The organism is Sporichthya brevicatena, assembly GCF_039525035.1.
GTDB lineage: Bacteria > Actinomycetota > Actinomycetes > Sporichthyales > Sporichthyaceae > Sporichthya > Sporichthya brevicatena.
This window is the reverse complement of record NZ_BAAAHE010000017.1, coordinates 1-19,645: the sequence shown is the minus strand read 5'-3', so window position 1 is coordinate 19,645 and position 19,645 is coordinate 1. Positions and strand designations below refer to the sequence as shown.

17 protein-coding genes are annotated in these 19,645 nt (G+C 70.4%); 16 read left to right on the top strand and 1 reads right to left on the bottom strand.

Annotation, left to right across the window (positions count from 1 at the left end):
- The first annotated feature begins 39 nt into the window (after positions 1-39).
- The 10 genes from ABD401_RS11575 to ABD401_RS11530 all read left to right on the top strand — a co-directional run bounded on the left by ABD401_RS11575 (position 40) and on the right by ABD401_RS11530 (position 10,305).
- Positions 40-1,194, top strand: coding sequence for a Zn-dependent alcohol dehydrogenase (locus ABD401_RS11575; RefSeq protein WP_344604801.1), 1,155 nt, complete (start codon positions 40-42; stop codon positions 1,192-1,194).
- Positions 1,191-2,984, top strand: a complete 1,794-nt coding sequence (locus ABD401_RS11570) for an AMP-dependent synthetase/ligase (RefSeq protein ID WP_344604799.1) — start codon at positions 1,191-1,193, stop codon at positions 2,982-2,984. Before ABD401_RS11575 ends, ABD401_RS11570 begins: the two co-directional genes overlap by 4 nt.
- Before the next feature lie 16 nt (positions 2,985-3,000).
- Positions 3,001-3,669 carry a TetR/AcrR family transcriptional regulator gene (locus ABD401_RS11565; RefSeq protein WP_211210868.1) on the top strand — a complete coding sequence of 223 codons (669 nt, stop codon included), beginning with the start codon at positions 3,001-3,003 and terminating at the stop codon, positions 3,667-3,669.
- A 65-nt stretch (positions 3,670-3,734) separates the two neighbouring features.
- Positions 3,735-4,523 carry an enoyl-CoA hydratase/isomerase family protein gene (locus ABD401_RS11560; RefSeq protein ID WP_344604795.1) on the top strand — a complete coding sequence of 263 codons (789 nt, stop codon included), beginning with the start codon at positions 3,735-3,737 and terminating at the stop codon, positions 4,521-4,523.
- A gap of 52 nt (positions 4,524-4,575) precedes the next feature.
- Positions 4,576-5,361, top strand: coding sequence for an alpha/beta fold hydrolase (locus tag ABD401_RS11555; RefSeq protein WP_344604793.1), 786 nt, complete (start codon positions 4,576-4,578; stop codon positions 5,359-5,361).
- A 12-nt stretch (positions 5,362-5,373) separates the two neighbouring features.
- A complete protein-coding gene (locus tag ABD401_RS11550) occupies positions 5,374-6,501 on the top strand; it encodes an acyl-CoA dehydrogenase family protein (protein ID WP_344604791.1) in 1,128 nt (375 codons plus the stop codon).
- A gap of 10 nt (positions 6,502-6,511) precedes the next feature.
- The gene (locus tag ABD401_RS11545; protein ID WP_344604789.1) at positions 6,512-7,711 is read left to right on the top strand and encodes a thiolase family protein; all 1,200 of its coding nucleotides are present in this window, start codon (positions 6,512-6,514) and stop codon (positions 7,709-7,711) included.
- A 5-nt stretch (positions 7,712-7,716) separates the two neighbouring features.
- Complete coding sequence (locus tag ABD401_RS11540) at positions 7,717-8,475, top strand: SDR family NAD(P)-dependent oxidoreductase (protein ID WP_344604787.1); 759 nt, start codon at positions 7,717-7,719, stop codon at positions 8,473-8,475.
- Positions 8,476-8,545: 70 nt separating this feature from the next.
- Entirely contained in the window at positions 8,546-9,313 is a 768-nt protein-coding gene (locus ABD401_RS11535) for a crotonase/enoyl-CoA hydratase family protein (RefSeq protein WP_344604785.1), read from the top strand.
- Entirely contained in the window at positions 9,310-10,305 is a 996-nt protein-coding gene (locus ABD401_RS11530; protein ID WP_344604783.1) for an acyl-CoA dehydrogenase family protein, read from the top strand. The genes ABD401_RS11535 and ABD401_RS11530 overlap by 4 nt, the downstream gene beginning before the upstream one ends.
- Before the next feature lie 39 nt (positions 10,306-10,344).
- On the opposite strand, the gene ABD401_RS11525 is transcribed toward ABD401_RS11530, so the two are convergent.
- Positions 10,345-11,592 carry an LLM class flavin-dependent oxidoreductase gene (locus tag ABD401_RS11525; protein WP_344604781.1) on the bottom strand — a complete coding sequence of 416 codons (1,248 nt, stop codon included), beginning with the start codon at positions 11,590-11,592 and terminating at the stop codon, positions 10,345-10,347.
- A gap of 189 nt (positions 11,593-11,781) precedes the next feature.
- On the opposite strand from ABD401_RS11525, the gene ABD401_RS11520 reads away from it, so the two are divergent.
- The 6 genes from ABD401_RS11520 (at position 11,782) to ABD401_RS11495 (ending at position 19,506) form a co-directional block, all read left to right on the top strand.
- Positions 11,782-13,080 carry a cytochrome P450 gene (locus tag ABD401_RS11520; RefSeq protein WP_344604779.1) on the top strand — a complete coding sequence of 433 codons (1,299 nt, stop codon included), beginning with the start codon at positions 11,782-11,784 and terminating at the stop codon, positions 13,078-13,080.
- Between the two features lie 235 nt (positions 13,081-13,315).
- Entirely contained in the window at positions 13,316-14,443 is a 1,128-nt protein-coding gene (locus ABD401_RS11515; protein ID WP_344604777.1) for a hypothetical protein, read from the top strand.
- Between the two features lie 30 nt (positions 14,444-14,473).
- Positions 14,474-16,444, top strand: a complete 1,971-nt coding sequence (locus tag ABD401_RS11510; RefSeq protein ID WP_344604775.1) for a branched-chain amino acid ABC transporter permease — start codon at positions 14,474-14,476, stop codon at positions 16,442-16,444.
- A gap of 2 nt (positions 16,445-16,446) precedes the next feature.
- Positions 16,447-17,958 (top strand): ABC transporter substrate-binding protein, encoded by a 1,512-nt coding sequence (locus tag ABD401_RS11505; protein ID WP_344604773.1) that lies wholly within the window; start codon positions 16,447-16,449, stop codon positions 17,956-17,958.
- Positions 17,959-17,960: 2 nt separating this feature from the next.
- The gene (locus ABD401_RS11500) at positions 17,961-18,809 is read left to right on the top strand and encodes an ABC transporter ATP-binding protein (RefSeq protein WP_344604771.1); all 849 of its coding nucleotides are present in this window, start codon (positions 17,961-17,963) and stop codon (positions 18,807-18,809) included.
- Positions 18,810-18,813: 4 nt separating this feature from the next.
- Positions 18,814-19,506 (top strand): ABC transporter ATP-binding protein, encoded by a 693-nt coding sequence (locus tag ABD401_RS11495; protein ID WP_344604769.1) that lies wholly within the window; start codon positions 18,814-18,816, stop codon positions 19,504-19,506.
- Positions 19,507-19,645 lie beyond the last annotated feature (139 nt).

Below are 19,645 nucleotides of genomic sequence, written 5' to 3'. Positions count from 1 at the left end.
GAGATACCTCGTTCAAAAAATGGTCGGGAAGGGCTCGAGATGGCGGTCCGGGCGGCGGTCTGCGCGCAGCTGGAGAAGCCGCTCGAGGTGCGCGAACTCGTCCTGGAACCGCCGCGGGCGGGTGAGGTCGCGGTCCGCATCGCGGCGGCCGGAATCTGCGCCTCGGACGCCTCCGTCCGCAACGGTGCGCTCCCGAGCCCGCTGCCGATCGTGCTCGGCCACGAGGCCGCCGGGGTCGTCGAGGCGGTGGGGCCGGGCGTCGAGACCGTCACGGTCGGGGACCGCGTCGCCGTCGCCGCGATGCCGCAGTGCGGGGTCTGCTACCGCTGCACGCGGGGGCAGCCCGGCCTCTGCGAGCAGGGTGACGGCGTCCTGCTGACCGGGGCACTGATGGACGGCACGACGCGGTGGCGCACGGCCGACGGTGTCGCCGTCGCCCAGTTCGTCGCGGCGGGTACCTTCGCCGAACGTGTGGTCGTGCCCGCGATCTCCGTCGTCGGCATCGGCGCCGACATGCCGTTCGCACCGGCCGCGCTGCTCGGGTGCGCGGTGCTCACCGGAGTCGGAGCGGCGCTGAACACCGCCGCGATCCGTCCGGGCGGCACGGTGGCCGTGATCGGCTGCGGCAGCGTAGGTCTGATGGCCATTCAGGGCGCGCGGATCGCGGGTGCTGAACGCATTCTCGCCGTCGACCTGGTGCCGGAAAAGCTCGATCTCGCGCGGCGGGTGGGCGCCACGGACACGCTCACCGCCGGCGAGGTCGACGTCCTGGCGGCGGTCAAGGACCTGACGGCCGGCCGCGGGACGGACACGACGATCGAGGCGGCGGGCCTCCAGCTGACCGTGGATCAGGCGATCCGGATGACCGGCAAGGGCGGCGAGGTCGTCCTCGTCGGCGCGGGTGGACCCGACGTCCGGATCAATCTCCCGCAGTTCACCGGCCTGGTCGGGAGCGCCAAGACGTTGAAGGGCTGCCTGTTCGGCTCGGCCGACGTGCACCGCGACATCCCGCTCCTGGTCGAGCACTACCGCACCGGTGCGCTGTTGCTCGACGAGCTGGTGACCCGCAGCTTCTCCCTGGACGAGATCAACGACGGCCTCGCCGCGGTCAGCGCGGGCGAGGTCGTTTCCGCAGTGGTGACTTTCGGTCCGGCGCCGGACGGGCCGAGCTTCGAGACGGAGGAACGGGCATGACGACGACGAGTGGCGCGGCCCTGCAGGCAACCGACCTGTGCGAGGCGTTCGCCTGCACGGTGGCGGAACGGCCCGACGAGGAGGCGATGCGTGCCTCTGACGGCTCCGTCTCCCTGACGTGGTCTCAGGTGGACGCCGAGGTGCGCCGCGTCGCCGGCGGCCTGGCGGCGCTCGGCGTCACGACCGGCGGCACCACCTGCATGATGCTGGCGAACCGGTACCAGGCCGCGGTCACCGACCTCGCGACGCTGCACCTCGGCGCGGTGCCCGTCTCGCTCTACAACAGCACCGCCACCTCGCAGCTGACGTACCTGCTCGACGACGCCCGCTGCGACGTGCTGGTGACCGAAACCGCCTTCGCGGACAAGGCCCGCACCGCCATCGCCGCAACCTCACGGAAACCGAAGCTGGTCGTGATCGACGGCACGGGCGACGAGCCCGACTGGGCGACGCTGACGTCGATGGGTGAGCCGCTCGCGCCCGGGGCGCGTCCGGAACTTTCCGCCGACGACGTGCTGACCGTCGTCTACACCTCCGGCACCACCGGGGTCCCGAAGGGCGCGGAGCTCACGCACGACAACATCCTGGAGCAGATCCGCGGCCTGCACTCCCTCGGCCGGCTGCCGATGGGCGGCCGTTCGCTGTCGTACCTGCCGTTCGCGCACATGGGCGACCGGCTCTGCGCGTACTACATGCCGATCGTCAGCGGGTCCTCGATCACCTACCACCTGAACCCGAAGACCGCGGCGCTGCTGCTGCCCGAGCTGCAGCCCACGCTCTACATGGCCGTGCCACGGATCTGGAACTACGTGATGGGCCTGGCCCACGCCGCGATCGAGGCCTCGCCCCAGCGTGCCGAGTTGGAGAAGGCCCTGGAGCTCGGACTGCGGCTGCATGACGACCGGCTGGCCGGGAAGGAGGTCGACACCGCGCTGCGCGGGGAGTGGCTCAGCTACGACGAGGCGCTCGACGGCCTCCGTCGCACTCTCGGGCTGGCGGCCGGTGAGCTCCTCTTCACCGGAGCCGCCCCGCTGCCGCCGGAGACGCTGCGCTTCTTCGCCGCGATCGGGGTGGACCTGTGCGAGTGCTACGGCCAGAGCGAGACGGCGGGCATCATCCTGTGCAACCCGGCCGGCGCCGCCCGGCCGGTGACGAACGGCCTGCCGCTGCCGGGCGTCGAGGCCAGGATCGCCGACGACGGCGAGTTGCTGCTCAAGGGCCCAATGGTCATGAAGGGCTATCGCGGGAAACCCGACCTCACCGCCGAGGCGTTCGACCCCGACGGTTGGCTGCGGACGGGCGACATCTTCGTGCAGGACGAGGCGGGCTACTACCGGATCGTCGACCGCAAGAAGGAGATCCTCGTCTCGTCGACCGGCAAGAACGTCTCGCCGGTCCTGGTGGAGAACACCCTCGTCGCGAACTGTCCGCTGATCGCACCGGCCGTGTGCATCGGCGACGCGCGGCCCTACGTCACCGCGCTGATCGCGCTGGAGCCGGAGGGCACCGCGGCCCTGACCGGCGAGGCGGACCCGGCCCGGAATGCGGCGAATCCTCTGGTGCGCGAGCGAATCCGCGACGGGATCCGGGCCGCGAACGAGCATCTGAACGCGGCGGAGCAGGTCCGGCGCTTCCTTCTCGTCGAGTCGACGTGGTTGCCGGGCACCGACGAGCTCACCCCGACGATGAAGCTGCGGCGCAAGCCGATCGCGGAAAAGTACGCGAAGGAGATCGAGCTGCTCTACGGTCCTCCGTCCGACCGGGTGGTCGAGGTGGTCGAGCCCCGATGAGCGCTACCGTGGTCCGGTGAGCCGCCGGACCGTGAAAGCACCTGCGGACGACGCCGGAACAGTGGAGGTCGCGGGCGACGGCGACGCGCCCGTGCGCCGGGGCCGTGGGCGCCCGCGGCGCAGCATCGATCGCGAACAGGTCGCCGACGTCGTCGAGGAACTCTTCGAGGAGGGCGGCTACGAGGCGGTCTCGATAGAGGAGACGGCCAAGCGCCTGACGGTGTCGCGGGCGACGCTCTACCGGACGGTGCCGTCGAAGGAGCACCTGCTCGCCATCCTCTTCGAGCGGATGACGACCGAGCTCTACGACGCCGCGCTCGAGATCGTGGAGAACGCCGACCTGACGCCGCGTGAGCGGGTCGAGCAACTCGTCCGCGCCCAGATCGACGCGGCCTTCCGGCAGCGCAACTACCTGCTCGTGTTCTTCGGCGGCGGCAACCTGCCCGCCGAGGACTACGAGAAGTGGAAGACCTGGCGGCGACGGTACGAGGGTTTGTGGTTGAAGGTCGTCGAGGAGGCCATCGCCAACGGGGACCTGCCGGACGACGATCCGCGTCTGGTCACCCGCCTGGTGACGGGCATGACGACGTGGGTCGCGCGGTGGGCTCGCCCGGGCGGGCCGCACGACGCCGGCCACATCGCGGACGTCGCTCTGCGGCTTGTGCTGTCCGACCCGAAACGTTAAGCTCCGGATTACTGAGACGCCCGGGCTCAAAAAGAGCTCGCGGCATCGGAGCGAAGGGTCTTGCGGTGACCACACCTGCCCTGGACGTTCGGGTCGACGGGCACGTCGCCGAGGTCACGCTGACCCGGCCCGAGCTGTTCAACCGCTTCGACGACGAGCTCCACGTCGAGTTCACCGCGGTGCTCGAATCGCTGCGGCGGGACGAGAAGGTGCGGGCCGTCGTCCTCGCGTCCACCGGCTCGGTGTTCTCCGCGGGCGGCGACTTCGACCTGATGCGCGCGGCCCAGGCCGATGTCGCGACGCGGTTGCGGATCGTCGACGACGGACGCCGCCTCCTCGACGCGCTGATCTCGCTGCCGCAACCGCTGGTCGTGGCGATGCAGGGTCCGGCGATCGGGCTGGGCGCCACCGTGGTGCTCACCGCGGACGCGATCGTCGCCGCACGGGGGGCGACGATCGCGGACCCGCACGTGGTGCTCGGGCTGGTGGCCGGGGACGGCGGCTGTCTCGTGTGGCCGCAGGCCGTCGGCATGCTCCGGGCGCGCCGCCACCTGCTCACCGGCGACCCTGTCGACGCCGAGACCGCGCACGCCATGGGCCTGATCACCGACCTCGTCGACGCCCCCGACGACGTGCTGCCCGCCGCGCAGGCGCTGGCCGCCCGCATCGCCGCACTGCCCCCGCTGGCGGTCCAGGGCACCAAGCGCGCGCTGAACCGCGTCACGCAGCTGCGCGCCGGCGAGGTCGTCGAACTCTCGCTCGCGCACGAGGAGACATCGCTGGCGTCGCGTGATCTGCTCGAGGCGATCGACGCGTTCACCGAGCGCCGACCCGGCATCTACCAGGGTCACTGACGCCCACACACGACAGCCCCCGCGAACTGACCACCCGTCATCGGAGGAACCCATGCCGTTCGCAGAGCTCAATGGCAACCAGATCTACTACGAGGTCACCGGCGACGGCCCGGAGACGATCGTCTTCTCCCACGGTGCGTTCCTCGACCACACGCTCTGGCAGCCGGTGGTCGACCTGCTCTCGGGTGAGTACCGCTGCATCACCTGGGACGCGCGCGGGCACGGCATGAGCGAGTGCAACGGTCCGTTCGACTACTACGACCTCGCGGCCGACGCCGTCGGCCTGCTCGACCTGGTCGGCGCGCCGAACGCGGTCTTCGTCGGCATGTCGCAGGGCGGCTGGATCAGCCAGCGCGCCGCACTCGCGAGCCCGGACCGTGTCCGCGGCCTCGGCCTGGTCGGCACCTCGCTGCCGCTGCTGAGCGAGCAGGAGACCGCCGGGTTCACCCAGCTCTCGCAGGGGTGGCTGGGCATGGGCCCGGTCGGGCCGATCGCGGACGCGATCTACGGCATCCAGTTCTCCGACGTCCCCTTCGACGGTTCGCGCTACCGCGCCGCCTGGCAGGGCAAGCCGCCGTCGGCGTGGTCGGAGGTCTGGACGACCATCCTCACCAAGCGCGACGACATCACCGACCGCGCGAAGGACATCACCTGCCCGGTGATCGTCGTGCACGGCACCGTCGACGCCGCCTTCACCGTGGACAGTGCGCGCGCGATGGCCGAGGCCTTCCCGAACAACCGCGGCGTCACGATCGTCGAGGGCGCGCCCCACGCGGTCGCGCTCACGCACCCGCACGAGGTCGCCGACGCGCTGCGTTCCCTCGGCAAGAGCCTGTAGTCGCAGGTTCGCGTGAGAAGGACGGTCTTCGCCGACCGGCACGAGCTCTGGCGCAAGGAGGTGCGCGACTTCCTGCTCCGGGAGGTCGTGCCCGAGTACCCGTCGTGGGAGGAGGCCGGTGCCCCGCCGCGGGACTTCTGGCCGCGCGCGGGCGCCGCGGGAATCCTCGGTGTGGGGATCCCCGTCGAGTACGGCGGGACGCCGGACACCTCCTACCTGCACAGCGCGGTGTTCGCCGAGGAGGCGCAGGCCCTCGGCCTGGCGATCAGCGGCGTGCGCGTGCACGTCGACATCTGCGCGCCGTACTTCCTGCACTGCACGAACGTTGAGCAGAAGCAGCGCTGGCTCCCGCGCATCGCGTCGGGGCAGGCGCTGACCGCGATCGCGATGTCCGAGCCCGGGGCGGGCTCGGACCTGAAGGCGATGGCGACCTCGGCCCGGCGGGAGGGCGATGTCTACGTCGTCAACGGGGCGAAGACCTTCATCTCCAACGGCATGTACGCCGACCTGATCGTGCTGGCGGTGAAGACCGATCGCGACGCGGGCCGAGACGGGATCAGCCTGCTCGTGGTCGAGGAGGGCATGCCTGGCTTTTCCCGAGGGCGCAAGCTGGAGAAGGTCGGGCTGCATGCCCAGGACCTGGCGGAGTTGTTCTTCGACGACGTCGAGGTGCCGGTGGCGAACCTCCTCGGGGAGGAGAACAACGGCTTCGCCTATCTGACGGCGAACCTGGCGCAGGAACGGCTCTCGATCGCGGTCAACTCCCAGGCCGCCGCGGCGGCGGCGCTGAGCGCGACGGTCGAGATCGTGCGCGCGCAGCCGGGCCGGCCGGCGCAGCCGGTGAAGTTCGAGCTGGCCGTGGCGGCGACCGAGGTCGCGGCCGGGCAGGCGTTGGTGGATCAGGCCCTGGCCGCGCACGAGGCCGGTGAGCTCTCGCCCGCGGACGCGGCGATGGTGAAGCTGCATGCCACCGAGACGCAGGGCCGGGTGGTGGACCGGTGCGTGCAGGTGCTGGGCGAGGCGGGGTTGCGTCGCTCCTCGCCCCTCGGTCGCGCCTACGCGGACGCGCGGGTGTCCCGCATCTTCGGTGGGTCGAGCGAAATCATGAAAGTGATTGTCAGTCAGTCGATGGGGCTGTGAAGGGATCGTCATGCATGAGGCAGTGATCGTCGACGCGGTGCGGTCGCCGATGGCGAAGGGCAAGGCGCCGCGCGACGGCAAGCCCGGCGGGGCGTTGTCCGGCGTGCACCCGGTCGAACTCCTCGGACAGACCGTGAAGGCACTGCTGGAGCGCAACCCGGCGCTCGATCCCGGTGACGTCGAGGACTTCATCGTCGGCTGCGTCAGTCAGGTCGCCGAGCAGGCCGGATGCCCCGGCCGGTGGGCGTGGCTGGCGGCGGGCCTGCCCGAGCACGTGCCCTCGACGACCGTCGACCGCCGTTGCGGATCGAGCCAGCAGGCGGCGGACTTCGCGGCGCAGGGGATTCTCGCCGGCGCCTACGACGTGGTGGTCGCCGGTGGCGTCGAGTCGATGAGCCGGGTGCCGATGGGATCGGCGCGGCAGGGCGCGGATGTCTACGGGCCCTCGGCCACCGCGCGCTACGCCCCGGGCCTGGTCCCCCAGGGCATCTCGGCGGAGCTCGTCGCGGCGCGGTGGAAGCTGGACCGCACGACGCTGGACGAGTTCTCCGCCGCCTCGCACGCCCGCGCCGCGGCCGCGGCCGCGAACGGCGGGTTCGCGAACGAGATCGTCCCGATCACGACCCCGGACGGGGTGGTGTCGGCGGACGAGACGATCCGCCCCTCGACGACGGTGGAGGGGCTCGCGGCGCTTCAGCCCGCCTTCGAGAACGCGGACATGGCGGCACGCTTCCCCGAGATCACCTGGTCGATCACCGCCGGCAACTCCTCGCAGATCACCGACGGCGCGGCGGCGCTGCTGATCATGAGCGCGGAGCGGGCCGCGGCCCTCGGGCTGCGGCCGCGGGCGCGGTTCCACGCCTTCGCGGTCGCGTCCGACGACCCGATCACGATGCTCTCCGGCCCGATCCCGGCGACGGAGAAGGCGCTCAAGCGCGCCGGCATGACGATCGATCAGATCGACCACTACGAGGTCAACGAGGCCTTCGCCTCCGTCCCGCTCGCGTGGGCGGAGCACTTCGGCGCCGACCCGGCCAAGCTCAACCCCCGCGGTGGGGCGATCGCGCTCGGGCACCCGCTCGGGGCGTCCGGGGCCCGCCTGATGACCACCATGCTCAACCACCTCGAGGCCACCGGCGGCCGCTTCGGCCTGCAGACCATGTGCGAGGCCGGCGGCATGGCCAACGCCACCATTCTCGAAAGGCTCTGACCACCATGGAGATCGCCGGCAACTCCGCGCTCGTCACCGGCGGCGCGTCCGGACTCGGCCTCGGCACGGCGCGCGCGCTGGCCAAGGCCGGCGCGAAGGTGACGATCCTCGACCTGCCGTCCTCGGCCGGGGCCGAGGTCGCCGCCGAGATCGGTGGCGTGTTCGCCCCCGCGGACGTCACCGACACGGCGCAGGTCGAGGCGGCGCTGGACGCGGCTGAGGCGCAGGCCCCGTTGCGCGCGGTCGTGCACTGCGCCGGCCGCGGCGGCCCCGTTCGCCTCGTGGAGAAGGACGGCAGCCCCGGCTCGCTGGAGACCTACACCGCGATCGTGAACGTCAACCTGATCGGTTCGTTCAACGTGCTGCGCCTGGCTGCGGCGCGGATGGCGCGCACCGAGGCGGTCGACGGCGAGCGCGGCGTCTGCATCCTCACCGCCTCGGTCGCCGCGTACGAGGGGCAGATCGGCCAGATCCCCTACACCTCGTCCAAGGCCGGGATCGTCGGCATGACGATCGTCGCGGCGCGCGACCTGGCGTCCAAGCAGATCCGGGTCTGCACCATCGCCCCCGGGCTGTTCGACACGCCCCTGCTCGCGCGCCTGCCCGAAGAGGTCAAAGCCTCCCTCGGGAAGTCGGTGCCGCACCCGAGCCGCCTCGGCACGCCCGAGGAGTACGCCAAGCTCGCGCTCGCGATCATCGACAACCCGATGCTCAATGGCGAGACGATCCGGCTCGACGGAGCGATCCGGATGGCGCCGCGATGAGCGAGCGCAGCGAGCTCATCATGAACACCGATGGCGGCCCCGCGAGGACGAAGTCCGTGGCGGTGACGCCATGAGTGATCTCGTGCTCTTCGAGGTCACCGACGGGGTCGCGCTGATCACGCTGAACCGGCCCGAGCGGCGCAACGCGATCGACCTGCCCACCGCGGAGGCGATCGACGCGGCGCTGACCCAGCTCGACGAGCGCGACGACGTGGTCGTCGGCGTTATCGCCGGCAACGGACCGGTGTTCTCGGCCGGCATGGACCTCAAGGTCATCGCCGCGGGAGGACCGCGCCCGATCGTGCCCGGCCGCGGCGCGTTCGGCATCGTCGAGAAGCCGCCGGCCAAGCCCCTGATCGCGGCCGTCGAAGGCGCGGCGCTGGCGGGCGGGTTCGAGATCGCGCTCGCGTGCGACCTCATCGTCGCCGCCGACAACGCCTCGTTCGGCCTGCCCGAGGTCAAACGCGGTCTCGCCGCGGCCGCCGGTGGCGCGGTCCGCCTTCCCCAGCGGATCCCGTACTCCCACGCGATGCGCATGATCCTCACCGGCGAACCGATTCCGGCCCAGCGGGCCTACGAGCTCGGCCTCGTCGTCGAGCTCACCCCACCCGGCGGAGCGCTAGCCGCGGCCCAGGCGCTCGCCGCCTCCATCGCGGTCAACGCCCCGCTGGCGGTCCGCACCTCGAAGCAGGTGATCAACCTCGTCCAGGGCAAGTCCATGCCCGAGGCGTTCGAGGCGCAACGACCGCTGATGCAGCGAATCCGGGAATCGGCCGACGCCCTCGAAGGAGCGAAGGCGTTCGCGGAGAAGCGCGAACCCCGCTGGACCGGCCGATGACGATCCGCCGGCGCCGCGTCTACGACGCCGACCACGAGGCGTTGCGAGCGAGCGTCGCCCGGTTCCTCGACTCCGGCGCCGCGGAGCGGCAGGACCTCTGGGCGGCCGCGGCCGAGCACGGGTTCGTCGGCCTGGGTGCTCCGGAGGTGGACGACCCGCGGTTCGCCGCCGTCGTCCTGGAGGCGGCGATGGCGGCCGGACTACCTGCGTTCGCCCTGTCCCTGGCCGCGCACGACGGCTTCGCGCTGCCGCTGCTGGCCGGCCGCCGGGCCGCGACCCGGCCCGCGGTCGTCGACGGCGGGGACGTCCGGCTGGCCGGCGGCCTCCTGCGCGGTCGGGCCGAGACCGTGGTCAACGGCATGAGCGCCGACCTGCTGCTGGTGGTCGCCCGGACCGACGACGGCGACGAGCACGTGGTCCTCGTCGAGGCCGGCGCGGTCCACCGGGCGCCGGCCGAACCGCTGCTCGGGCTCGAGGGGCTGGACGTCGCCGACTGCGCCTTCGACCTCGCGCTCGACGGCAACGACGCCGGGAACGGCACCGTTGAGCCGATCGACGCGGACCTGGAGCGGGCCCGAGCGAGCCATCAGCTGGCGCTCGCGGTCGCGGCGGTCGCGGGGGCCCGGACGGCGCTCGACATCACCGTTGCGTACACGCGCGACCGCAAGGCGTTCGGGACGCCGATCGCGTCCTTCGGCAACACCCGGCACGTCCTCGGCTCCCTGGGTGCGCGGATCGCGGCGGTCGAGTCGTTCGTCGACGCCGCGCTCGAATCCCCGTCAGGACTCTCGCTCGCGTCGGCGGCGGCGCTGCGCCTGTGCGCGACGGAGATTCTCGGGACCGCCGTCGACACCGGCGTCCAGCTCCACGGCGGTTACGGCTACATGTGGGAGTACCCGATCGCCCGCGCCTACGCGGCGGCGCGTTTCTTCCGGGTGCACGACGCCGGCGAGCACCTCCAGGAGGTCCTCGCCGGCGCCGTCGGTCTCTGACTCGTTGGCAAAGGGTGACACCCCTTGTCAACGGGCGGGTCAGCGTACGGCGGGCAGCACCTTCTCCGCGAACAGTTCGAGCTGACGCTTCTGCACGTCGAGGGGCACGGTGCCCTGCTGGAAGAACTGCCAGACCATCCAGTCCAGCTGGCCCTCCTCCTCGCCGGGGCCGGCGTGGCAGGTGTGAAGCTCCTCCATCTGGCGGCGGACGTCGTCGACGGTGCCGCAGAGCAGCTGGCGGGTCTCGATCAGGCGCTTGGCCAGGGCGGCCTCGTCGGGGAAGGACAGCGGGGTGTTCGGGTCGTCCTCCGCGGTGCGCCACATCTCGGTGAAGCCGAACTTGTTGAAGTAGTTGTGCCACTCGTAGGCCGCGGTGCGCACGGCCATCTCGAAGGCCTCCTCGCGGGTCTCGCCGATGCAGACCGAGCGGGTGGCGCCGAACAGTTCGCCGAGTTTGAGATCGCGGCCCTGTTCCTTGGCGGCGGCCTGGTAGGCCTGCGCGTGCGCGCGGAAGCTCTCCGGCCGGCTCTCGGTCGCGATGCAGGTGAACCCGCGCTTCGCGGCCGCGATCATGCTGGCCGGAGAGACCGTGTACGGGACCCAGATCGGCGGGTACGGCCGCTGGTACGGCGGGGGAGTGACGCCGATCTTGCGGATCACGCCGTCGGCGTCGACCTCGTCCTCGGACCCGAAGTCACGCGTCCAGTCGACGCCGCCGAAGCCTTTGATGCCCTCGCCGTACGGGAACGGCACCTGGTAGTGCTTGCCGTCGTGGTCCCAGGAGTCCTGCGTCCACGCCTTGAGGATGACGTCGATGTGCTCGTTGTAGACCTCGCGGTTGCGCACGTCGGAGTCGGCGTCGACGAGCGAGGTGGACCCGCCCTGGGACAGGATCTGGATCCAGCGCTTCTGGTAACCGCGGGCGAAGGTGGCCCCGACGCGACCCTTCGTCAGTTGGTCGAGCAGCGCGATGCTCTCGGCGATCCGAATCGGGTCACCGGCCGTCGGCACGATCGACATCGGGTAGAAGTGGATGTTCTGGGTCCGGACCGCGAGGTCGGCGTACAGCGTGATCGGGTCCGGCATCACCTCACCACCCTCGGAGTGCAGGTGGTGCTCGGTGGTGGAGAAGGCGTCGTAGCCCAGTTCGTCGGCCAGGACCGCGATCTCGCGGACCTCTTCGAGCATCATCTGGTAGCGCTCGGTGTTGCGGCCGATGGGCCGCAGAGCCTTCCGCTCCTTCAACGTCGCCGGGATCGTCGGCATCGCGAACACGCTGACCTTCATGGCATCCCATCCATTTTTGAGCCGGGTCGTCGCACAAAACATAGACCCGTTCGGTGACGGCGTCTACGCCTGTTCGCCACCCTGCTCGGCAGGGCGAATCGACGGAACCCTTGACCCATCGAACGTCGGCTTTCTAAATTGAGACTCACCGGCGCAAAAATCGCGCCGAGCCCGGAGAGAGGGACACCGATGTCCGCTGACGCTCAAGCTGCCCCGACCGGCCTCACCCCGCTGAACCCCGAGGTCCAGCGGTGCCCCTACGACTGGTACGCGGCGATGCACGCGTCCGGCGAGGGGGCGTTCGACGCGGGCCCGCTCGGTTATGTGATCGCCGGTCACGCGGAGCTCTCCCAGGTCACGTTCGACACGGGTGGGTTCTCCTCGGAGTTCTACGGCCCCGAGGGACCGCAGCTCGCCGGCGTCAGCCCCGAGCCCTGGTCGACGGAGGTCCAGGAGTTCTGGGCGACGATCCCCAAGCTGAAGAACGCCCTGTTCTCGTGCGACCCGCCGACCCAGACGCGGCAGAAGGCCATCGCGAACAAGTCGATGAACATCGCGCGGGTACGCAAGATGGAGCCCACGATCCGCGCCGAGGCGAACACTCTCGTCGACTCGTTCATCGAAGACGGCCGGTGCAACTTCTACACCGCGTACGCCGAGCCCCTGCCGGTCATCATGATCGCGACGATGCTGGGGATGGACGGCGACCGCGAGCTGTTCAAGAAGTGGAGCGACGACATCGCGGACGGGTACCTCGCGCCGATGGACAACACGCGGCGGATGGAGGTCCTGCGCTCGGCGAAGGCGTTCATCGAGGATCTGATGCCTCGTATCGAGGCGCGGCGGGCCAACCCCACCGACGACCTGCTCTCGGCGCTCGTCAACTCGACGATCGACGAGGAGGACGAGCAGAAGTTCGGTGAGATGGCCGGACCGCGGCACCTGACGGACGGCGAACTGCTCTGCGCCGTCTCCCAGCTGCTGCCCGCCGGCAACCACACCACGACGAATCTGATCGGCAACCTGCTGATCGAGCTCATCGAGCGGCCCGAGGTGATGGCGGATCTGCGCGCCAACCCCGAGCTGATCCCCGCCGCGATCGACGAATCCTTGCGCAAGGACTCCCCGCTGCGGGCCACCTACCGCGTCTGCACCAAGGACGCCGAGGTCTCCGGGACGAAGATTCCGGCCGGCGCGCTGGTCCCGATGATGTGGGGTGGCGCCGGCCACGACCCGGAGGTGTTCGAGAACCCGCAGGAGTTCGACATCCACCGCCCGAACGTCAAGAAGCACCTCGCTTTCGGCTACGGGCCCCACGTCTGCGTCGGCATGCCGCTGGCGCGCGCGGTCTCCCGGATCGCGTTCGAGGTGCTGCTGGAGCGCGTCGACAACATCCGGTACGCCGCGGGCTTCACCCCGACGCGCGCGGCTCAGTTCCCGTTCTCCGCGTACGAGGGCCTGGAGATCGAGTTCGACAAGCGCACCTGACGAACCGTGAGCGGGCGATGACCGCCTGTTGAACGGAGTTCCCCGGATATTTCCAAAAAGTGAACATTTTTCCCGACACGACCCGCGCCGCTGCGACGATCCAACCAGTGCGCGCAGCGCGCGGTGGTCGGGCGAACACCCCTAACAGCTTGCCGCCCCAACGGCGACCCGACGGTGCGTCAGAAATCTGTCGGCGTACGACCACCCAGACGGGTCGTCACGTGAGGAGAATGGAATGAAGGTTCGGACTGTCGGTCTGCGGTTGACCGCGGCCATGGGCGCGGTCGGTTGCGTCGCGGCGTACACGTTGCTGCCCTCCACGGCGAACGCGGACGTCTCGACGTTCACCGCGAGTGCCATCGCGTATCCGTTCCGGACGGCTACGACGAACCCGACGTTACCGCTCGGTATGCCCTACGAGGGGTACGGCCCGTTCGCGAGCACCAACCTCACCTCGATCGGCGCGGCCGACGCGGTCGCGGCCGGCCCGTACCCGGGCCCGGTGGCGGTGCAGGGGCCCGGCCTCGTCAACGCCATTACCGGCGCGCAGCTGCCGACCTACCCGTTCTTCGTGACCGCCGAGGCCGGCGAGGGGGCGCGGAGTGTCGACAATCCCTTCTCCACGCTGAACGCCGCCAGCAACCCCGGCGTGGTCACCGCGGACGCCGTCCTCGGCGCGGCGTTCTCGGGCGCGTCCGCCAACGCCCGCTCCGAGCGGCTCGAGTTCGGCGGCGTGCGCTCCACGGCGGAGAGCACCTACGACATTCTCGAGCTCGCCAACAACATCGAGATCCGTGGACTGCGCAGCGTCGCCTCCGCCGTCTCGGAGGGCAACGGCGAGGCCGTCACGTCCTCGCTGCTGGAGTTCGACTCGATCACCGCGCCGGGCCTGATCTACCAGACTCCGTGCGCCCTGCCCCCGCAGCTCGGGCTGCCCGAGGGTCAGGGTGAGCTGCCCTGCACCAAGTCCGAGGGCCTGGTGCTCTCGTTCCGGAACGGGCAGTTCCTCCTCACCACGCCCGACGGCACGAAGCAGGCGCAGCCGATCGACGCGGGCGCGGTGAAGAGCGCGTTCGCCGCGATCGGCGTGAAGATGACCTACCAGGAGCCGGTCGTCACCAAGGACGGCGTCACCGCCGCCGGAATGACCTTCTCCACCGATCTTCCCGAACTGCCGGACAACGAGACCGGCATCGCCGGTGTCACGACGCAGCTGTTCGAGATCGGCTTCGCGGCCGCGTCCGCGAAGGCACAGACCACGGTGAGCACGTTCGGCGCGGGCACCGCGCCGGCAGCGGCTCTGACGGCGCTGGGACTGCTCGCGTTCGCCGGCGTGGGGCGCACCCGCACCACCGGTGAGTGACCGAGCAGAAGAAGGGGTGGAGGTTCGTCGATGAGCGACTATGTGCCGTACCTGATCTTCGGGATCTCCCTGGGGTCGGTGTACGGACTCGCCGCGATGGGCCTGGTGCTCACGTACAAGACCTCGGGGCTGTTCAACATCGCTCAGGGCGCCATCTCGGCCGCCGGCGCGTACGCGTTCTACGAGCTGCGTGACGACGCCGGGCTGTCCTGGCCGGTCGCCGCGCTGATCGTCCTGCTGCTCTTCGGCCTGGGCCTCGGGTTCCTGCTGGAACGGATGTCCGCGGCGCTGCGTGAGGTCCCCACCGCGCAGAAGGTCACCGCCACCATCGGTCTGCTGGTGGCGATCCAGTCGCTGCTGATCCTGCGGTACGGATTCACCGGCCTGTCCGTCGAGTCGTTCCTGCCCACGGACGAGGCGTTCACGATCACCGGCGTCCCGGTGAAGTACGACAGCCTGATCGTGCTGGCGCTCGGGGTCGCGTCCGCCGCCGCGCTGTTCGTCTTCTTCAAGCGGACGCGGCTGGGCACGGCGATGCGGGCCGTGGTCGACGACCAGGAGCTGCTGGACCAGACCGGGCTGAACCCGTTCCGGATCCGGCTGTCGGCGTGGGTGATCGGCTCCTGCTTCGCGGCGGCCGCCGGCGTGCTCCTCGCCTCGATCCAGCTCCAGCTCGACGTGTTCATCCTGTCCGTGATCGTCATTCAGGCCTTCGGTGCTGCCGCGATCGGCCGGTTCACGAGCCTGCCGTGGAGCTTCGTCGGTGGCCTCATCGTCGGCGTCCTTCAGGGCGTGACGTCCAAGATCTTCGCCCCGCACCCGAACCTGTCCGGCATCGACTTCAACATGCCGTTCATCGTGCTGTTCGGCATCCTCGTCTTCGCCCGCCGCGGCTGGCTGGTCGAGGTCGGCCGCGAGATCAAGACGCGCGCGGTGCCGCCGAGCCGGGTTCCGGTACCGGCGCGCGCCGCCGGCTGGGGCGCGCTGCTGGTGGTGGCCCTGCTGGTCCCGTCCTTCGCCGACACGAAGATCAGCTACTACAACGCCGCCATCTCCTCGGTCGTGCTGTTCCTGAGCCTGTCGCTGCTGGTGCGGACGTCGGGTCAGATCTCGCTCTGCCACATCGGCTTCGCCGCGGTGGGCGCCGCCGGGTTCGCGCACATGCTCGACAAGGGCATGCCGTGGATGGTCGCGATGTTGATCGGCGGCCTGCTCGCCGTCCCGATCGGGGCGGTCATCGCGATTCCGGCGATCCGGCTCTCCGGGCTGTACCTGGCGCTGGCGACGCTCGGCTTCGGGATCCTGCTGGCGCAGTACGCGTACAGCCGGGACTACATGTTCTCCTCGGGCATCCCGACCCGACGGCCCGAGGGCTTCACCGACGACGACAACTACTACTACCTGCTGCTGGGCATCGCGCTGGTCGCGATCGCGATCGTGGTCACCATCGAGCAGACGCGCATGGGCCGGTTGCTGCGCGGCATGGCGGACTCCCCGGTGGCGCTCACAACGCTCGGGGCGAACGTCAAGATCAGCCGGGTCATCGTCTTCTGCATCTCCGCGTTCCTCGCGGGGATCAGCGGCGCGACGACCGCCGGGTTGTTCTCGCGCGTCAGCCAGGACACCTTCTCCAGCCAGGACTCGCTGGTGATCCTGGCCTTCCTGGCGATCAGCGGTCGCCGGACGGTGTCGTCCGCGATCGTCGCGGCGTCCCTGTTCCACGTGCTGCCGGCGTACATCAGCGGTGAGAAGACGACGCTGTGGAGCTACGTGATCTTTGGTCTCGCGGCAATCTTCCTCGCCGCCAACTCCCAGGGCGCGTTGCAGCGCCAGGCCCGTGAGGTCTGGGCCCGTCGCCACCCCGCGACCACGCCTGCGCACGCCCGCGCCGACAGCGCTCCGGCGCGAGCGGTGCCCCCTGACGCCGGTGAAGCGCCGGCGTCCCCTGCTCCGGCTGGTGCGTACGCGCCGTCCCGGTATGAAACCGACGAAGGAGTCTGACTATGTTCCAGCCACGCGGGAGGAGATACCGCCTCACCCAGGCGGTGTGCCTCAGCCTCGCCGTTGCGCTGAGCGCCACCGCGTGCGGCGGCGACGACAGCGACGCGGACCAGGCAGCGGTAGGCGCCGACGCCGCGATCCAGGACCCGGCGACCGACACGGCGGCGGACCCGGCCGCCCCCGCCGACCCGGAGGCGATTCCCGCCGACCCGGCCGCTCCGGACGCCACGGCGGCGCCGGGCGCCACCGCCGCGCCGGACACCGCCGGCGAGGCGAACAAGCCTGCCAAGGGCGGCGGCAAGGACGCCAAGACCAAGGGCAACAAGGGCAACGCCGCCGGCGGGGCCAAGACGCCGGCGATCGTGCCCTGCACGAAGCAGCTGGACCCGGTCAAGATCGGTCAGGTCGGCACGTTCAGCGGTCTCGTCGGCCAGACCACGGGTCGGCACAAGGAGGGCCTGGCGCTCTGGGCCAGCGCGATCAACGCCAAGGGCGGCCTGGAGTGCCACCCCGTCCAGGTCATCGCGGTCGATGACCAGAACGACCCGCAGCGCACCGCGTCGGTCACCGAGGACCTGATCGTCAACAAGAAGGTGCAGGCGATCGTCGGGTCGGCCATGCCGATCTCGTTCGCGGCGATGGTTCCGACGCTGGAGAAGCACAAGTTCCCGCAGATCGGCGGTGACCTGGTCGACCCGATCTGGAACGAGAGCCAGTACGTCTTCCCGCAGGGCGGCGGCACGCTGTCGGCCTTCGCCGGACCCATGGACGCGATCCGGCGGGCCGAGGGGATGACGAAGACGTTCATCCTCTACTGCGTCGAGGCGACGATCTGCACCACGAGCGCCAAGTCGGCGCAGACCAAGGGTGGCATGGCCGACATGGCCAAGGTCGAGGTTGTGGGCACCCAGGGCGTCTCCCTGACCCAGCCCAGCTTCACCTCGGGTTGCCAGCTCGCGAAGGACAAGGGCGCGCAGTTCATCACCGCGTACGTCGACGCCGCCTCCGAGCTCCGTCTGGCGCGCTCCTGCGACAGCATCGGCTTCCGTGTGCCGATCGTGGGTGCCTCGTTCAGCTTCACCTCGGCGGCGTTGAGCGACCCGTTCATCTCCAAGATCAAGGTCTACTCCGGCTCGCCGAACGCTCCGCTCGCCGCCACCGGCATCCCGGCGATCGACGCCTTCCGCACCGCGCTGAAGACGTTCATGCCGGACTTCGTGCCGGACCAGTCGGCGCTGTCCGGCTGGGCCTCGGGCAAGTTGCTGGAGGCGGCGATGGGGTCCGTGTCCGCCAAGGCCCGCGCGGGTTCGATCACCACGGCCATGATCTACGACGGGCTGTACAGCCTGAAGAACGAGACCCTCGGGGGTCTCGGGCCGGGCGTCACCTTCGAGCGCGGCAAGCTCCCGAAGACCCAACCGTGCTACTACGCGGTGGCGGTCATCGACAAGGCGTACCGGGCACCGCTGGGCGCGCAGAAGCTCTGCTTCGCCCACGAACCGGTGAAGGGATAACCGTGACGGACTCTCCTTCGAGGAAACCGGCGAAGGAATCCCGCGGGCTCGAGGTCGAGGGGGTCTCCGTCCGGTACGGAGGCCACCTCGCCCTCGACACCCTCTCGCTGACCGCTCCGTTGGGCCGGATCACCGGATTGATCGGGCCCAACGGGGCGGGCAAGACCACGACGTTCAACGCCTGCACCGGCCTGCTGCGTCCGACGACCGGCACGGTGCGGCTGTTCGGCGAGGACGTCACGCACGCCGCCCCGCAGGTCCGGGCCCAGCGTGGTCTGGGCCGGACGTTCCAGCGGATGGAGCTGTTCGACAGCCTCACCGTGCGGGCGAACGTGGCCCTCGGCCGCGAGGCCGCCATGGCGGGCTCGAAGCCGTGGCGGCACCTCGTGCCCGCGCGCGGAAATCGCGCGCGGGTCAGCGAGGTGACCGATCAGGCGTTGGAGCTGTGCGACATCACGCACCTGGCGACCCGTCAGGCCGCGGCGCTGTCCACGGGCCAGCGCCGACTGGTCGAGTTGGCCCGCGTCATCGCCGGCGGGTTCCAGGTGCTCCTGCTCGACGAACCGAGCAGCGGTCTGGACCGTGTCGAGACGGCGCGATTCGGCGAGATCCTGGAGGGGCTGCTCGAGGCCCGTGAGCTCGGGATCCTCCTCGTCGAGCACGACATGTCGCTGGTGATGAAGATCTGCGGCTACATCCACGTGCTGGACTTCGGCAAGCCGATCTTCGAGGGGACCGCCGAGCAGGTCCGGACCAGCGAACTCGTGCGCGCCGCCTACCTCGGTGACGAGAGCGTCGAGACCGAGGTCGAGGCCGAGGAGCACTCCTCCTCCCAGACGAGAGCGGGCTGACGGAATGTTTTCGGTCACCGACGTCACCGCCGGTTACGGCGAGTCCACCGTCCTGCGCGGGGTGTCCCTGGAGGTCCCCGACGGGACGGTGGCCGCCCTGCTCGGCCCCAACGGCGCCGGCAAGACCACCCTCATGCGGGTGGCCGCCGGCCTGATCCGGCCGCGATCGGGACGGCTCAGCCTGGGCGGGGCGGACATCACGCGGAGTTCGCCCAACCAGCGCGTCAAGCGCGGCCTGTGCCACATCCCGGAGGGACGAGGCGTCTTCCCGTCCCTGACGGTGCGTGAGAACCTCTCGCTCCAGTCGGCACCTGGTCAGCAGGCCCAGTCGATCGAACGTGCCGTGTCGGCCTTTCCTCGCCTCGGCGAGCGCCTGCCGCAGCTGGCGGGGACGATGAGCGGTGGTGAGCAGCAGATGCTCGCCCTCGCCCGCGCCTACATTCAGAACCCGCGCGTCGTCCTGCTGGACGAGGTGAGCCTCGGCCTCGCCCCCAAGGTCGTCGACGAGATTTTCGAGTTCCTCGCGAAGCTCCGCGACGGCGGTGCCGCCCTCGTCCTCGTCGAGCAGTACGTCAACCGCGCCCTCGCCCTCGCGGACCAGGTGTATCTCCTCAACCGCGGCGAGATCGTGTTCTCCGGCAGCCCCGACCAGGTCGACGAGGCCACCCTCTTCGAGCAGTACGTCGGCGTCGGCTAGGGCACGTCTCCTAACCCGGTGGCCCAGATGACGATCGCCCGCAGGACCGCGCCGCCGCGGTAGGTCAGGGCGAGCTTTCGTAACGGGTGGCCAATCCGCGCCACTGCTTGAAGATGTTGAACCCGCGCTCGATGGTGTT

Coding starts and splice junctions, on each gene's coding strand:
- ABD401_RS11510 (WP_344604775.1), top strand. CDS start 14,474: ATGAGCGACTATGTGCCGTACCTGATCTTCGGGATCTCCCTGGGGTCG.
- ABD401_RS11505 (WP_344604773.1), top strand. CDS start 16,447: ATGTTCCAGCCACGCGGGAGGAGATACCGCCTCACCCAGGCGGTGTGC.
- ABD401_RS11495 (WP_344604769.1), top strand. CDS start 18,814: ATGTTTTCGGTCACCGACGTCACCGCCGGTTACGGCGAGTCCACCGTC.
- ABD401_RS11545 (WP_344604789.1), top strand. CDS start 6,512: ATGCATGAGGCAGTGATCGTCGACGCGGTGCGGTCGCCGATGGCGAAG.
- ABD401_RS11570 (WP_344604799.1), top strand. CDS start 1,191: ATGACGACGACGAGTGGCGCGGCCCTGCAGGCAACCGACCTGTGCGAG.
- ABD401_RS11515 (WP_344604777.1), top strand. CDS start 13,316: ATGAAGGTTCGGACTGTCGGTCTGCGGTTGACCGCGGCCATGGGCGCG.
- ABD401_RS11535 (WP_344604785.1), top strand. CDS start 8,546: ATGAGTGATCTCGTGCTCTTCGAGGTCACCGACGGGGTCGCGCTGATC.
- ABD401_RS11555 (WP_344604793.1), top strand. CDS start 4,576: ATGCCGTTCGCAGAGCTCAATGGCAACCAGATCTACTACGAGGTCACC.
- ABD401_RS11525 (WP_344604781.1), bottom strand. CDS start 11,592: ATGAAGGTCAGCGTGTTCGCGATGCCGACGATCCCGGCGACGTTGAAG.
- ABD401_RS11575 (WP_344604801.1), top strand. CDS start 40: ATGGCGGTCCGGGCGGCGGTCTGCGCGCAGCTGGAGAAGCCGCTCGAG.
- ABD401_RS11530 (WP_344604783.1), top strand. CDS start 9,310: ATGACGATCCGCCGGCGCCGCGTCTACGACGCCGACCACGAGGCGTTG.
- ABD401_RS11520 (WP_344604779.1), top strand. CDS start 11,782: ATGTCCGCTGACGCTCAAGCTGCCCCGACCGGCCTCACCCCGCTGAAC.
- ABD401_RS11540 (WP_344604787.1), top strand. CDS start 7,717: ATGGAGATCGCCGGCAACTCCGCGCTCGTCACCGGCGGCGCGTCCGGA.